General features: G+C 58.1%; 13 protein-coding genes. All 13 read right to left on the bottom strand.

The genetic code is table 11. The features are described 5' to 3' along the window. Positions 1-7 precede the first annotated feature (7 nt). The 13 genes from argS to trpC all read right to left on the bottom strand — a co-directional run bounded on the left by argS (position 8) and on the right by trpC (position 14,342). Positions 8-1,672, bottom strand: coding sequence for an arginine--tRNA ligase (argS, locus tag MJO47_RS08605; RefSeq protein ID WP_253960723.1), 1,665 nt, complete (start codon positions 1,670-1,672; stop codon positions 8-10). Between the two features lie 337 nt (positions 1,673-2,009). After that, positions 2,010-2,363: a septum formation initiator family protein gene (locus tag MJO47_RS08600; RefSeq protein ID WP_253960722.1), complete on the bottom strand. Its 354-nt coding sequence runs from the start codon at positions 2,361-2,363 to the stop codon at positions 2,010-2,012. A gap of 75 nt (positions 2,364-2,438) precedes the next feature. Then, positions 2,439-2,738 (bottom strand): helix-hairpin-helix domain-containing protein, encoded by a 300-nt coding sequence (locus MJO47_RS08595; protein WP_253960721.1) that lies wholly within the window; start codon positions 2,736-2,738, stop codon positions 2,439-2,441. A gap of 224 nt (positions 2,739-2,962) precedes the next feature. Then, entirely contained in the window at positions 2,963-5,053 is a 2,091-nt protein-coding gene (locus MJO47_RS08590) for an LPS-assembly protein LptD (protein WP_253961858.1), read from the bottom strand. Further along, positions 5,053-6,324, bottom strand: coding sequence for a Mur ligase family protein (locus MJO47_RS08585; protein WP_253960720.1), 1,272 nt, complete (start codon positions 6,322-6,324; stop codon positions 5,053-5,055). Before MJO47_RS08585 ends, MJO47_RS08590 begins: the two co-directional genes overlap by 1 nt. Positions 6,325-6,327: 3 nt before the next feature. Then, positions 6,328-7,176: an acetyl-CoA carboxylase, carboxyltransferase subunit beta gene (gene accD / locus MJO47_RS08580; protein ID WP_253960719.1), complete on the bottom strand. Its 849-nt coding sequence runs from the start codon at positions 7,174-7,176 to the stop codon at positions 6,328-6,330. 160 nt (positions 7,177-7,336) lie between these two features. Continuing rightward, entirely contained in the window at positions 7,337-8,146 is an 810-nt protein-coding gene (gene trpA, locus MJO47_RS08575; protein ID WP_253961857.1) for a tryptophan synthase subunit alpha, read from the bottom strand. A 56-nt stretch (positions 8,147-8,202) separates the two neighbouring features. After that, on the bottom strand, positions 8,203-8,868 hold the full coding sequence (locus MJO47_RS08570; protein ID WP_253960718.1) for a uracil-DNA glycosylase: 666 nt from the start codon (positions 8,866-8,868) through the stop codon (positions 8,203-8,205). 91 nt (positions 8,869-8,959) lie between these two features. Then, positions 8,960-10,243 carry a DEAD/DEAH box helicase gene (locus MJO47_RS08565; RefSeq protein WP_253960717.1) on the bottom strand — a complete coding sequence of 428 codons (1,284 nt, stop codon included), beginning with the start codon at positions 10,241-10,243 and terminating at the stop codon, positions 8,960-8,962. Positions 10,244-10,261: 18 nt separating this feature from the next. Continuing rightward, positions 10,262-11,455: a tryptophan synthase subunit beta gene (gene trpB / locus MJO47_RS08560; RefSeq protein WP_253960716.1), complete on the bottom strand. Its 1,194-nt coding sequence runs from the start codon at positions 11,453-11,455 to the stop codon at positions 10,262-10,264. A 3-nt stretch (positions 11,456-11,458) separates the two neighbouring features. Next, positions 11,459-12,085, bottom strand: coding sequence for a phosphoribosylanthranilate isomerase (locus MJO47_RS08555; protein WP_371926689.1), 627 nt, complete (start codon positions 12,083-12,085; stop codon positions 11,459-11,461). Between the two features lie 15 nt (positions 12,086-12,100). After that, positions 12,101-13,453: a TrpB-like pyridoxal phosphate-dependent enzyme gene (locus tag MJO47_RS08550; RefSeq protein WP_253960714.1), complete on the bottom strand. Its 1,353-nt coding sequence runs from the start codon at positions 13,451-13,453 to the stop codon at positions 12,101-12,103. An 88-nt stretch (positions 13,454-13,541) separates the two neighbouring features. Next, positions 13,542-14,342 (bottom strand): indole-3-glycerol phosphate synthase TrpC, encoded by an 801-nt coding sequence (gene trpC / locus MJO47_RS08545; RefSeq protein ID WP_253960713.1) that lies wholly within the window; start codon positions 14,340-14,342, stop codon positions 13,542-13,544. Positions 14,343-14,366: the final 24 nt, after the last annotated feature.

Raw genomic sequence — 14,366 nt, 5'->3', positions numbered from 1 at the left:
CTCCCGCTTACATCTGCTCCGGCGCCGAAACACCGAGCAGGTTCAAGGCATTGGCAAAGACGATACGGACACTGTTGGCCAGATAGAGTCGCGCCTTGCTGGTCTCCACATCCTCAACCAGAATGCGCTGTCGGTTGTAATAGCTATGAAACTGGGCAGCCAGCTCCTGCAGATAAAAGGTGATGCGGTGGGGTTCGTGGTGCCGGGCCGCCCCCAGCACGATTTCAGGATAGCGGGCCAGCAACTTGGCCAAAGCCAGCTCTTCCTCCAGGCTCAGGCGATCGAAGTCGACTTCGCCGATAGCGGGCACTTTGACCCCCTGGGTTTCGGCATTGCGGTTGATGCTGCAGACGCGCGCATGGGCGTATTGCACATAATAAACAGGATTTTCGGTACTTTGCTGCTTGGCCAGCTCCAGATCGAAATCAAGCTGACTGTCCGAACGTCGCATCAGAAAAAAATAGCGACAGGCGTCCTTGCCAACCTCATCGACAACTTCGCGCAGCGTCACGAATTCACCGGAGCGGGTACTCATAGCCACCTGCTGACCGCCTCGCAACAGATTAACCAGCTGGACGAGCAGAACCTGCAGATCGTCGGGATTCCGCCCCAAAGCCTGCACGACGGCCTTCATCCGGGGAATATAGCCATGGTGATCCGCCCCCCAGACATCGATGACCTGGTCGAATCCCCGCTCAAACTTCTCCTTGTGGTAAGCGACGTCGGAGGCGAAATAGGTGGTGGCACCATTGGAACGCACCATGACACGGTCTTTGTCGTCGCCGAAGTCGGTAGTGCGAAACCAGATGGCCTCATCCTTTTCGTAGGCGTAGCCTTTTTCCTGCAACAGGGCGACCCCCTGCTCCACCTGGCCGCGGTCGTACAACCCCTGCTCGCTGTACCAGTTGTCGAAATGCACGCCAAAAGCCTGCAGATCAGCATCGATACCGGCCAGGATCTTTTGGCCGCCATATTCGGCAAAGGCACGGACGGCCTCTTCTTCCGAACCCCGCAAGTAACTTTCACCCTTGGCGGCAAGAACCTCTTGGGCCAGATCGCGAATGTAATCGCCCTGATAGCAGTCCTGAGGGAAATCAACCTCTTCGCCCAGCAACTGCCGATAGCGTAGATAGAGGGAGCGCCCCAGCGTGTTCATCTGGTTGCCGGCATCGTTGATATAGTATTCGCGCTGCACGTCATAACCGGTCGCCTTAAGCAGAGAGGCCACGGCATCACCTGTAGCGGCACCCCGTCCATGGCCGATATGCAGAGGACCGGTCGGATTGGCACTGACAAATTCCACCTGGACTTTTTTGCCGGCCCCGGCCGGACTCTCCCCATAGCTCCGGCCATGGCGATAGATATCGTCGAGCACCCCATACCAGCAGCGATTGGTCAAAAAGAAGTTGATAAATCCGGGCCCGGCCACGGTCACCTTGTGCCACAGTTCGCCGCCATCACCCAATGACGCCAGCAGGATCTCGGCAATCTGACGCGGAGCCTTCTTTTCTGCCCGGGCCAGGAGCATGGCCGCATTCGTCGCATAATCGCCATGTTCGGCATGAGCGGGAACTTCCACGGTAAAATCGGGGTAGAGCCCCGAGGCCAGGGTCCCCTTGGCGTAACAATCGGCCAGGGCATCCTTGATGTGTTTCGCTAACCGTTCTTTCATGACCAGCTATTCTCTTTCCTGTGTTTTGGCTGAATCAGCCTCATTGATTGCGGATTTCCTCTGCAGTTGCACATCCTCAGTAAAATCGGGGCAATGAAGCGTGACATCGCCGCCCATGGCAAATCGCTTGGCACAGCTTTCCCGCCAGGCACAAAGAGGGCAGATTTTCTGGACATCCCTGGACATACGCCGACAGGTCTCCTCTCTTGCAAAAAGAGGATTATGTTAGCGCCAGGCAGGGATTCCTGTCAAGGAATCCCACGACAGGCGAGCACATATCATCCAGAAGAGAGGTAGCACGCCAGATGGCGTGACCAGGAAAGCGTGGAAGGGACCATCAAGGGGAGGAAACCGGGGGGGAAGCGGCAGGAAGACCTTTTTTCTCTTCAGCGGGAAACTGGTAGACAAGTTCGTCGTCCTTGACCATTCCCAAGTCCTTCCGGGCAATGCCTTCGAGGTATTTACGATCCGAGCGCAGGGCCTCTATCTCCCTTCGAAGGGCCGCATTCTCCTCTTCCAGACGGCGTATATCTTCCGCCAAGGCAGCGCTTTGCGTCTTGGCCTGCATGGCGCGCAAAACGCCGTTCTCGCCGAAAACAGCCACACCCAGAAGGAGAATCAGAAAAAGTAGAGACCATAGAGGAATAGAGGAAGTGGAGGATTTCGTTTTTACCGAATCGGAATCTGACATACCCGAGCCTGAATGTGCAATGGAACATCGGTGCCCGCCGGCACAAGCCGACAGGCACCGACACAAATCTCGTCATTACTCGACGACGATATAGTCTTTCAGTTTTTCCAGCTTCTTCTGGCCAATACCCTTGACCTTGACCAGTTCGTCGGAAGAACGGAAAGGCCCTTTCTCTGTCCGATAGGCCACGATCCGCTCTGCCGTCACCTGACCCACATCAGGCAAGCGCTGCAATTCTGCCACGGTAGCCTGATTGATGTTTACCACGGCGACGGCGGCGGCCGTATCCCCTCCCTGCAGAGGCTTGCTGTACCCTGTTGACGTAACCAAAAAGAGTGACAGTACCATAACACAAACAACAAAGACGTTCCTCATTTAATTTTCTCCTTAATGAAGTGGTGATAGCACACGGCAGGCCGACCGTATCCCCCCCTCCTTTCCGCCCCAAATCAGGCAGGCCAGGCTTGACCGTGTGACCGATCCTTTAATCGGCCTATCTTAATTAGCATATAATTAGAACAAGTCAATGTGTTTTATTTAAATAATAAAAAAACCGGCCAGGCCGGTTCTTGTCGACAAACAGGTTAGAGAGGAAAGGTTCAGTTTGGAGATTCCAGGTCACGACTGAAGCCGCCAAAACGCCCCAAGCCGGACATGGAAAAAGAGAGCATGATCTCGGATTCGTCCAGACGATCCCGGTAGGTAAGAAAAAGGCTCCAGCACTGTGAGCGATATTCCGCATCGACCATATTCTCCAGGGTCTGCCCTTCCAGCAGATCACGCCGGTGCTCGTAGCGCAGGTGGACCGGCGCCAACAAACCGGTAGCCAGAGTGCCGCCAAGATATTCGAGCTCAGCGCTGCCTGCATCTTCCTTGGCCTGCCGGTACTCAATGGACAGGGCATTTTCCCGCTGGTCTTTTATAGTCCCCCGCGCATTGAAACGCACAAGATCCCGCTGGTCCGAGTCAAAGTCGTAGGAGGCGTCAAGATCGAGCGTGGCATAGCGGGACGGACGCAGGATGAGCTCACCACGCAGAGGCGAGAAGGGATGGCGAGAGGAATCTTCGGGCTCGAGATCGCGACGGGCCTCCTCAATGTCATACGCCTGGGACAGACGCAGATAGAGGAATTCGAGATAATCCGCCCGGTCTGTCGTTTTTTCCCTTCGGGCTGTCCAGCGATTGGTCAGTCCGAAGACCAGGTGATTCTTTTCCCAGAGGCGGTCATCTCTATCAAAATAGGGCAAGTGGCTCTGGTCTTCATCGGGAACATAGCGGTAGAGGATTTCAGGCTCGAGGCTGTGTCGGATTTTTCGCCAAGCCCCCCATTCTGCCGAAAACACCCGGCTCAGGCGGGTGGAGAGGCGGGCGGCAACTTCGGGCAGACCCTCTTGTTCTTCACTGTCGGAAGTCCAGTAGAATCGCTGCCGGTAGGCCAGCTCCGGCGAAAAGTCAAAAACACCCCAGGGGCGGAAAGCGGCGGCCACCACCGGCCGCAGATCAAGGCGTTCCCCCTTGAGCCCCTCTTTGCGCCAGAAATAGTTGGACGAACTATCGAGCTGCACATAGAAAGGGGTGCCTCCTACGCGCTGGCGGATCACATCCACCCGGATCTCAGGCAGGCGCTGCAGTACACGGTCATCATCCCGGTCGATGACCTGAATGTACTGCAACTGCGCCGTGGCATTCGTTTTTCCCCAGTTTCGGCTGAGATAGACGGTCGATTTGGTTTGATCCTTGTTGTATTCGCCGGCGATGTCACCGAAGTCCTCAAAGTAATCCCGGCTGCTAACGTATTCGACATCGGCGGCCAGACGCACGCGACCGGGCAGGAAACCATAATGATTCCACTCCAGCGCGTAACGGTCATCTGACTCGTCGTAGCTGCTGATGTGATAGCCTCGCATCTGGCCTTCGTTTTCCTGCCCGAAAATGTAGCGATACTCCAGTCCCTTACCCAACCCCATGCGGGCGAGGTAATCCAGATAGAAGGTGGCATCCTGGTTGCGCGCGATAACCTGGTAGTACGCGAGGCTGATCTGGAGGCCTTTTTTATCGGAATAACCGACGCCCGGCATCAAAAACCCGGAGGAACGCTCCGTCTGCACGGGGTAGACGATGTAGGGAAGATAGAGGACGGGCAGGTCATGGAGGTAGAAGACCACGTGCTTGCCGCGGGCAAAGCCGCCAAGAGTCACCTTGAGGTCGCTGGCCCCGAATTTCCAGGAGGGGGTCTCGCCGTCGCAGGTGGTGAAGGTTCCTCGCCGGATACGGTAGGACTGCTCCCCGGTCTTCTCGACGAAATCCCCGGTGAGATAAAAATTGTCTTTACGCAGAAAGACCCTCGCCTCTTCCACGACTCCGACGCCCGAATCGATGTTCATCCGCAGCCGCTCCCCATCGAGGGTTCCCTGCGGCTCCTCCAAGTGCACGTTCCCTTCAGCAGAGACATGACCACTCAGGGAGTCCCACACGAGCGACTCGCTCTGCAAGGTCAGATTCCCCCGTCGCAGCAGCACATCGCCGTCGGCCCGATAGGCACCACTGCTTCTGTCGTAGCTCATGGCATCGGCCTGCAGGTGGACGGTCTCAGCCGGCAGGCTATCGGCCGCACCGGATTCTCCCCCTGCCAAAACAAAAGCGAGCAGGGCAACACAAAAAGTCAGGGCATATCGGCAATAGGAACGCATCACAGGCCTTTTTCATCCTGCTGCTGCAGGTGTTCACGGGCGGCCGCCACCAAATAGAGCGAACCGGCCACCAAAACGATTTCCTCAGGAGTCCTCTGCGCCAGCGCTGCAGCCAGTGCCTCCGCGGGGGAAAGCCAGGCCGAGCAAGGAACCTCGTGCCGGGCGACAGCCTCACAGAGATCCTGAACTGCAACGGCTTCTTCGACCGGAGGGGGGGCGCAATAGACCTCTTTTACCAGGGGGAGCAACGGCGAGAGAAGATCGGCAGGATTTCGACCGGCCTTCATCCCGAACACCCAGCGAACACCTGCAGGCCGTAGCGAGGTGAGATATTCAGCCAGCACCTCAGCGCCGGCAGCGTTGTGGGCACCATCCAGCAGGAGGAAATCCCCGCCCCCCCACCATTCCAAGCGCCCAGGCCAGCGCACGTTCTCGACCCCGCGCCGAAGGGCTTCTTCGGGCAGGGCCACCCCCTGCTCGCGCAGGGCCAGGGCACCAGCCAGAGCCTGCCCCATATTGTGCATCTGATGACGGCCGGGCAAGGCCGGCTTCACATTCTCCAGACAGATCCCTTGGGCGGCAAAGGTAAATCGCCCCCCTCGTGGGATAACGGTATAGTCGACCCCCGCCACCCAAGTGGGGCAGTTCTTTTGACTGGCCTGTGCCAGAAGTACCTCCAGGGCGCTGTCATCCTGGACACCGATGACCACCGGCACCTTTTCTTTGAGAATGCCGGCTTTCTCGCCGGCGATGGCGGCGAGGTCCCTACCGAGATGCTCGATATGGTCAAAACTGATCGGAGTAATGAGCGCAAGTTGCGGCGTAACCGCGTTGGTTGCATCCAAACGGCCGCCCATTCCGGTTTCCAGCAGGACAAAGTCGACTTTTTGCCGGGCAAAATAAAGGAGCGCCAGCGCCGTGGTGAATTCGAAGAAGGTCGCTGGAACAGAGCCGGAAGAAGCCCTGATCTCTTTGGTCAGCGCACAGACATCGGCTTCCGAGATAGGGCAACGGTCCACCTGGATGCGCTCAGTGAAGGAGTGCAGATGAGGGGAGGTGTAAAGGCCTGTTTTGTAGCCGGCCTGCCGAAGAATTTCCGCCAGAGCGGCCGAAACCGAACCTTTACCGTTGGTGCCAGCCACATGAATGACAGCGTAGGCCTTTTCGGGATGGTGCAACGCATCCAGCAGGTTTTTTATATTCTCGAGGCCGAGTTTGATACCAAACCGTTGGAGGCCGTACAGGTAATCAAGGCTCTCGCCGTAGTGCACCGGTCAGCTCTTGGTGAAAATACGTAAAATCTGGCCAAGCCTCGCCTTCATTTCCTGGCGGCGGACGATCATGTCGACCATACCATGCTCCAGCAGGTATTCGGAGCGCTGGAAACCTTCGGGGAGTTTCTGCCGGATCGTCTGCTCGATGACACGGGGTCCAGCAAAGCCGATGAGGGCCCGCGGTTCGGCCATATTGATATCCCCCAGCATGGCGAAACTGGCCGTGACGCCACCGGTGGTGGGATCGGTCAGCACCGAAACAAAGGGAATGCCGGCTGCCTTGAGTTTAGCCAGCGCCGCACTGGTTTTGGCCATCTGCATGAGGGAGAGAATACTCTCCTGCATGCGGGCACCACCGGAAGAGGAAAAAACGATCACCGGAGCTCTGTTCTCCAGGCCCTTTTCAATCGCCCGGGTGATCTTTTCACCGACCACGGAGCCCATGCTACCGCCCATGAAACCAAAATCGAAGACAGCCACAACCACGGCCAGCCCCTCGATGGTTCCCTCTCCGCAGACGACCGCGTCGCCGCCACCGCTCTTCTTGACGGCCGCCTTAATTCGATCCTTGTATTTTTTGGAATCCTTGAAGTCGAGAAAGTCGACGGACTCCATGGCGGCATCCATTTCGACAAAAGAGCCCTCGTCGAGGGTCAGCGCGATCCTCTCACGGGCACTGATGCGAAAGTGATAGTCGCACTTCGGGCAGACATTGAGATTGCGCTCAATCTCCTTGGTATAGATAATCTCATTACAGTTTTTGCATTTGCTCCAGACGCCTTCGGGCATCTTAACTTTTTTCGTTTCAACCGGCGCAATGGGCGCTTTCGATTTTTTAAACCAGGACATCTCGTTTCCTCATTTCTCCAGGGACCGGCAATTGCCTTCCCCTGCGAATAGGGCGCCATGACGTACAGGCTCTGTCATCTGACTGAGGCCTGAGCCGAAGCGCAGTCCGCAAAACGGCGGAGCGCTCTTGCGCTCTTCACTAACCCAGCTTCACCTTGTATTAAGCCGTATATCCGAACCGAACACCTTCTTTGAGCGCCCTGACAAATTCCCGCACTCTCGACACCAGCTCAGGGGACTCCCCGTAGGCCTCTATCACGCGGACCAGGGCGCTGCCAACCACGACGGCATCCGCGAAGCCTGCCACCGCCTTGGCGTCATCCGGAGTCGCGATACCGAAACCAACGGCGATGGGAACGGGGCTCTTTGCCTTCAGCTCGGCGACATTCTCAGCAATAGCGGCTGCGTCAATAGTCCTGCTTCCCGTCACCCCGGTCATGGACACGTAATACAGGTATCCTTCTGCCGCCGCCGCCAGCCTCATGGCCCGGTCGCTGGGTGTTGTCGGCGCCAGCAGGGTGATCAGGTGCAGGCCGGAGGTCTGAAGAGCTTCACCGATCTCTTCCGCCTCTTCGGGAGGCAGATCGACTAGGAGAAGGCCATCGACTCCCGCCTTGGCCGCATCGGCGCAAAACCGTTCGGGACCGTAGCGAAACACCTGATTGTAATAGCCCATCAACACAATAGGAATATTGGTGTGCTGCCGCACGTGCCGGACCGACTCCAGTATTCCCGCCAGAGTCGTACCGGCGGCTAGAGCCCGTTCGGAGGAGGCCTGAATGGTCGGGCCGTCGGCCATGGGATCGGAAAAAGGTACGCCCAGTTCGATAATATCGGCACCGGCGTCCACCAGGGCATGGATCAACTCTTCCGTTCGGGCAAGATCAGGGTCGCCTGCCGTCAGGAAGGGAACCAAGGCCCGCTCCCCCTTCTCTTTCAGTTGCGCAAAGGTCGCTTCGATCCGCCCCATGGTCATCCTTTTAGCCAGATTAAATTCCGTCAGTCTAATCGAACGCCGATTCCATTTCAACCGTTTTCTCCCGCAACCAGCTCCCGAACCCGACTCAGCAACTGGAGAAACATGTCGCTGGTTATGCGGCCCGTTTGCACATTATAGCGGCTGGTGTGGTAACTGGCCACCAGCACAGGTGCTCCCTCGGGCCGGTAAACGGCGCCATGGGCAAAGGGGTAACGGGAAGCACGGTCGACAACACCCTCTTCCACCAGATGTTTGAGAAAGCTGACAAAAGCCCCCTGCCCCAGCAGGATGACAACCTTGAGGCACGGCAGCGAGGTCAGCTCCTCAGCCAGATAAGGGCGGCAGCAGGCAAACTCGTCGGCGGTCGGTTTGTTCTGCGGAGGCAGACATTTGACGGCATTGCTGATGTAGAGATCATGCAAGGCCAGCCCGTCGTCGCGATGAGTAGCCTCGTCCTGGTTGGCGAAACCGGCCTGGTGCAGCAATGGGTACATAAAATCGCCGGCGCCATCCCCCGTAAAAGGTCGTCCCGTCCGATTGGCGCCGTGCGCGCCCGGGGCCAGCCCCACCAGAAAAACCCGGGCCCGCGGATCACCAAATCCCGGCACCGGGCGATTCCAGTAGTCGGCGCGGTCATAACCCTTTTTGGGCGGCAGCTCGTCCATGCAGCGCCGGAGTCGATCGCAACGGGTACAGGTCAGCAACCCACGCATCTGCTCCCCTAGCATATCGCCACTCTCTGACCAAAAGTCCCGAGACTCCAGAATAGACTGCCGCACTCTGCGATTGGGTGCATAGTCCCCATCACCCCTTAGGGGGAGCGCCCTTGTCCCCCGGCTTTCTCTTGCGGCGGCGGGGAGCGTGACGCGGCCGCTCCGACTTGCCGGACCTGGCGGATCGTTCCGGCACCGGGGCTTTTTTGCGCGGAGGAGCCTTTTTGTAATCCCAGACAAAATCGGCCTCGACGGGAAAATCGCTGGGAACTTTATGGCCGATGTATTCCTCGATTTCAGCTAGATGGTAGACGAGTTCCTCATCGGCAAAGCTGATGGCCTTACCCACTGCCCCCGCCCGTGCCGTGCGACCGATGCGATGCACGTAGTCTTCCGCATCCTGCGGCAGATCATAATTGATGACGTGGGTGACACCATCAATGTGCAGACCGCGGGAGGCCACATCCGTCGCCACCAGGAAATTGAGACGATCTTCCTTGAAGTCCTTGAGAATGCGCATCCGCTTGTTCTGCGGGATATCACCGGAAATCACGGCGGCCTTGAAATCGTTGGCCTTGAGGCGGGCGGCCAGAAATTCCGCTTCACGCTTGGTGTTGACGAAAACGACGACCCGGTCAGCCGCAGCTTCTTTTTTCAGCAGGCCAAGCAGGAGAGGAAACTTCTCGCGCTGGGCCACATGATAGACAATTTGCTCCACCCGTTCGGCGGTGACCTGCTCCGGCTCGATGCGCACCTTTTCCGCCAGGTTCATGAATTCATAGGCCAATTCCATGACTCGCGGCGACAGCGTGGCGGAGAACAGAAATGTCTGCCGTTTTTCAAAGGGAGGCAACTGGCGCAAAATGTAGCGCAGATCCTTGATGAAGCCCATGTCGAACATGCGATCGGCCTCGTCGATGACCAGGGCTTCAACTTGGCGCAGGGAAAAGACTCGCTGTTTCGCATAGTCGATAAGACGGCCCGGGGTGGCGATAATGATATCGACGCCATCCTTGAGGGCCTGCCGCTGCTTGTCGTAATCCACGCCGCCGAAAATAGGCTGCAGAACGAAAGGGCAATGTGCGCCGAGGGCTTTGGCATCCTCCCAGATCTGCACGACCAATTCGCGGGTGGGTGCGAGAATAAGGGCGCGGGGGTTGTTGCCCGTGCGCTTTTCATTCTGAAGCAGGCGGGTAAAGAGAGAAATCAGAAAGGCGGCCGTCTTGCCGGTGCCGGTCTGCGCCTGGCCGGCAACATCGTTGCCCGCCAGGGCCAGGGGAATGGATTCTTCCTGGACAGCGGTCAGTTCGGTAAAGCCGACATCCTCAATGCCTTTGAGTACAGGTTCCGGCAGGTTGAGCTCGGTAAATTTCATGGTTTTCCTTATGGCAATCTAGAGTTCGACTCCCATGGCCTCGGCTACCGTATGGATATCTTTGTCGCCACGTCCCGAGAGGCAGACCACGATGAGGGCCTCCCTGGGCAGGCTCGGCGCCATTTTCACTACCTGGGCGATAGCATGGGAGCTTTCAAGAGCGGGGATAATCCCTTCCAATTCCGTCAGAAGACGGAACGATTCGAGAGCCTCCTGGTCCGTGATGGAAACATACTCGGCACGGCCCAGGGCATGCAGATGGGCGTGTTCCGGTCCCACTCCTGGATAATCCAGGCCGGCGGAAATGGAGTGGGCGTGCTGAATCTGGCCATGGTCATCCTGCAGCAAGAAGGTTTTGTTGCCGTGGAGCACGCCGACGCTGCCCGCAGAGATACTGGCGGCATGCTTGTCCGTATCGACGCCCAACCCAGCTGCCTCCACACCGACCAGGCGCACCTCTCTGTCCTCGACAAAGGGATAAAACAGGCCCATGGCGTTGGAACCGCCCCCGATGCAGGCAACGGCAATATCGGGCAGGCGTCCTTCGGCGGCCATGATCTGTTCACGGGTTTCCCGCCCGATGACCGCCTGAAAATCACGCACGATCTGAGGGTAAGGGTGAGGGCCCGCCACGGTTCCGATGATATAAAAGGTGTCGCGGACATGGGTAACCCAATGGCGCAGGGCATCGTTCATGGCATCCTTGAGGGTCGCCGTGCCACTGGTCACCCCATGCACCTTGGCCCCGAGCAGTTTCATGCGGAAGACATTCAGGGCCTGCCGGCGGATATCCTCCGTCCCCATGAAAACTTCGCACTCCAGTCCGAACAAGGCAGCGACCGTAGCTGTCGCCACACCGTGCTGACCCGCCCCCGTTTCTGCAATAACCTTCTTCTTGCCCATGCGACGCGCCAGCAGCGCCTGTCCGACGGTATTGTTCACCTTGTGGGCGCCGGTGTGATTGAGGTCCTCACGCTTGAGATAGATTTTGGCGCCACCGAGATGTTCCGTCAGGCGGCTGGCGAAGTAAAGGGGGCTGGGTCGCCCGACGTAGTGCTGCAGATAATACGCGAACTCTTGTTGAAAGGAGGGGTCGGCCAGGGCCTGTCGATAGGCCTCTTCCAACTCGAGCAGAGCGGGCATCAAGGTTTCAGCGACGTAACGGCCACCGAACTGTCCAAAGTGGCCTCGCTCATCAGGGAAATTGTACATGGGTCAATACGTCCTTTTTTTGGCGCTGCGCACAAAGGCGGCCACCTTGTTCGGGTCCTTGCGGCCCGGTGAGCTCTCGACACCACTGGAGACATCCACAGCGTAAGGCCGCACACGTTCGACGGCGTCAGCCACATTCTCCGGCGTCAACCCGCCGGCCAGAATCACGGGATAACGTGAAGCCGCCTCGGCGGCGATGTCCCAGTTGAAACGATGTCCGGTACCGCCATAGCTGCCGGCGACGTAGGAGTCGAGCAGAAAAGCCGAAACCTCATAGGCTGGCAGGGTGGACAGGCTGCCTTGATCCTGCACCCTGAAAGCCTTGATCACGCGATGCGGCGGCAGGACACAATCAGCCGGAGCTTCATCGCCATGAAGCTGGGCGACATCCAGACCGCAGATATCGAGGATTTCAGCCACGTAAGAGGAGTCTTCATTGACAAAGAGTCCCACCGTGGTGACAAACGGTGGCAGCGCCGCCACGATCCGCTTCACATCCTGGGGACGCACACAACGGGGACTGCCCGCATAAAAAACAAAACCCAAGGCATCGGCGCCGCATCGCGCAGCCATCAGCGCATCTTCTATGCACGTGATGCCGCAGACTTTAACTCGAACCTGTGCGTCTATGGGTTCCCCACTCACCTAGTCGACCTTCGGCAGATTGGCCAAAGACGCCTTAATGCTTTCTTCAGGATAATCATAATCCTTGAGTTCACCGGAAAAGTAGGCGTCGTAGGCGGCCATATCGACGTGGCCATGGCCGGAAAGGTTGAAGAGGATGGTCTTCTCCTTGCCTTCCTCCTTGGCCTGCAGCGCTTCGTCGACAGCGCCGCGGATGGCGTGACTCGACTCGGGGGCGGGAATAATCCCCTCGGTACGGGAGAAGAGAACGGCCGCTTCAAAACAGGCCAGTTGGGGTACGGCTCTGGCATCGACGATACCGGCATGCACCAGTTGGGATACCAGCGGCGAGGCCCCATGGTAGCGCAGCCCACCGGCATGGATGCCCGGCGGCATGAAATCATGTCCCAGAGTGTACATCTTAGCGACCGGAGCCATCTTGGCGGTATCCCCATAGTCAAAGGCATAGACACCGCTGGTGAGGGTGGGACAACTCGCCGGTTCCACCGCCACCACGCGCACATCCTTGCCATTGGCCTTGTCGGCGACGAAGGGGAAAGCGATGCCGGCAAAGTTGGAGCCCCCGCCATGGCAGCCGATGACGACGTCAGGATAGTCCCCCACCATGGCCAACTGTTCTTTAGCCTCAATACCGATGATGGTCTGGTGCAGGCACACATGATTGAGGACACTGCCCAGAGCATAGCGGGTATCTTCATGGGTGACGGCATCCTCCACCGCCTCACTGATAGCCATGCCGAGGGAGCCGTTGCTGTCCGGGTCCTTGGCCAGGATCTCGCGGCCGGCGTTGGTGCGGTCTGAGGGAGAAGGGATGACCTCGGCCCCCCAGAGCTGCATCATGCTCTTGCGGTAAGGCTTCTGGGCGTAGGAAACCTTAACCATATAAACCGTACATTCAAGCCCGAACATCTGGCAGGCCAGGGAGATGGAAGAGCCCCACTGCCCCGCCCCCGTCTCCGTGGCAATGCGGCGGGTTCCAGCCATTTTGTTGTAGTAGGCCTGAGGCACGGCACTGTTCGGCTTGTGGGAACCGGCGGGGGAGCCCCCTTCGTATTTGTAGTAAATGCGGGCCGGCGTACCGAGCGCTTTTTCCAGGCGATGGGCACGGAACATCGGCGCCGGGCGCCAGATCTGGTAGATTTCACGCACCGCTTCCGGAATATCAATCCAGCGCTGACTGGAAACCTCCTGCTCAATCAGAGCCATGGGAAAGATGGGTAGCAGATCATCCGGGGCCACGGGTTGCATGGTGCCCGGATGAATCACCGGCGCCAGCGGACCCGGCATGTCCGGAATAATGTTGTACCACTGCTTCGGAATGCGATCTTCAGGAAGAAGAATCTTGGTCTGCATGATATCTCCTTGAAATCACAGGGCAGTCACAGGATCATGCCTCCCTGTTGCGTCTGAACAGAAAACAGATTCGTCGGACAGCCGACGGTTATCCCAAAAGTTCCTCTAGTTTGCCGCCCATGTCCGTCTCGCGCATGAGCGATTCTCCCACCAAAAAAGCACCTGCTCCTGCCCGCAGCAGGCGTTCGACGTCACCACGACTGTTGATACCGCTTTCCGACACCACCAGGCGTTCCGTCGGCACCAGGGGCCGCAGCCGCTCCGTGGTTGCCAGGTCGGTGACAAAGGTATGCAGCGAGCGGTTGTTGATGCCGATAAGCCTGCAGTCGGTCTGCAGAGCCCGTTCCAGCTCTGCTTCATCATGAACTTCCAGCAGGACGTCGAGCTGCAGTTCAGCCGCCAGGGCGGTAAACTCCTGCAATTTGGGTACGTCGAGCATCGCCGCGATCAGGAGGATGGCATCGGCGCCATAGGCCCGTGCCTCGTAGATCTGATAGGGGTCGAAGATGAAGTCCTTGCGCAGCAGGGGCAAGCTGACCGCTTCCCGAACCAGACCGAGATAATGGAGATGTCCCTGGAAAAATGCCGACTCCGTAAGAACAGAAAGACAGGTTGCTCCGTGCTCCTGATAAACTTCCGCAATCTCCAGGGGGTCGAAATCAGCTCGGATTATCCCCTTGGAGGGCGAGGCCTTCTTTATTTCGGCGATTATGGCCGTACCGCCCGACTCCGCCATGACGCCCAGCGCCTGCGCAAAGCCGCGGGGCGTGTCTTCGACCAGAGAGAGTCGGTCCAGCAGGCGTTCCAAAGGGAATTGGCTTTTGGCTGCCGCCACCTCTTCACGTTTGCGGTCGACAATTTTTTTCAGAATATCGGGGGTAGCGGTCATGAATTCTTCCCGAGGACGGCGGTC

Origin of the sequence: Desulfuromonas sp. KJ2020, from assembly GCF_024197615.1 — a bacterium.
GTDB lineage: Bacteria > Desulfobacterota > Desulfuromonadia > Desulfuromonadales > SZUA-540 > SZUA-540.
The sequence above is the reverse complement of the archived record's forward strand: the minus strand, read 5'-3'. Positions and strand labels throughout refer to the sequence as shown.

Coding starts and splice junctions, on each gene's coding strand:
- argS (WP_253960723.1), bottom strand. CDS start 1,672: ATGAAAGAACGGTTAGCGAAACACATCAAGGATGCCCTGGCCGATTGT.
- MJO47_RS08600 (WP_253960722.1), bottom strand. CDS start 2,363: ATGTCAGATTCCGATTCGGTAAAAACGAAATCCTCCACTTCCTCTATT.
- MJO47_RS08595 (WP_253960721.1), bottom strand. CDS start 2,738: ATGAGGAACGTCTTTGTTGTTTGTGTTATGGTACTGTCACTCTTTTTG.
- MJO47_RS08590 (WP_253961858.1), bottom strand. CDS start 5,053: ATGCGTTCCTATTGCCGATATGCCCTGACTTTTTGTGTTGCCCTGCTC.
- accD (WP_253960719.1), bottom strand. CDS start 7,176: ATGTCCTGGTTTAAAAAATCGAAAGCGCCCATTGCGCCGGTTGAAACG.
- trpA (WP_253961857.1), bottom strand. CDS start 8,146: ATGGGGCGGATCGAAGCGACCTTTGCGCAACTGAAAGAGAAGGGGGAG.
- MJO47_RS08570 (WP_253960718.1), bottom strand. CDS start 8,868: ATGCGTGGGTTGCTGACCTGTACCCGTTGCGATCGACTCCGGCGCTGC.
- MJO47_RS08565 (WP_253960717.1), bottom strand. CDS start 10,243: ATGAAATTTACCGAGCTCAACCTGCCGGAACCTGTACTCAAAGGCATT.
- trpB (WP_253960716.1), bottom strand. CDS start 11,455: ATGTACAATTTCCCTGATGAGCGAGGCCACTTTGGACAGTTCGGTGGC.
- MJO47_RS08550 (WP_253960714.1), bottom strand. CDS start 13,453: ATGCAGACCAAGATTCTTCTTCCTGAAGATCGCATTCCGAAGCAGTGG.
- trpC (WP_253960713.1), bottom strand. CDS start 14,342: ATGACCGCTACCCCCGATATTCTGAAAAAAATTGTCGACCGCAAACGT.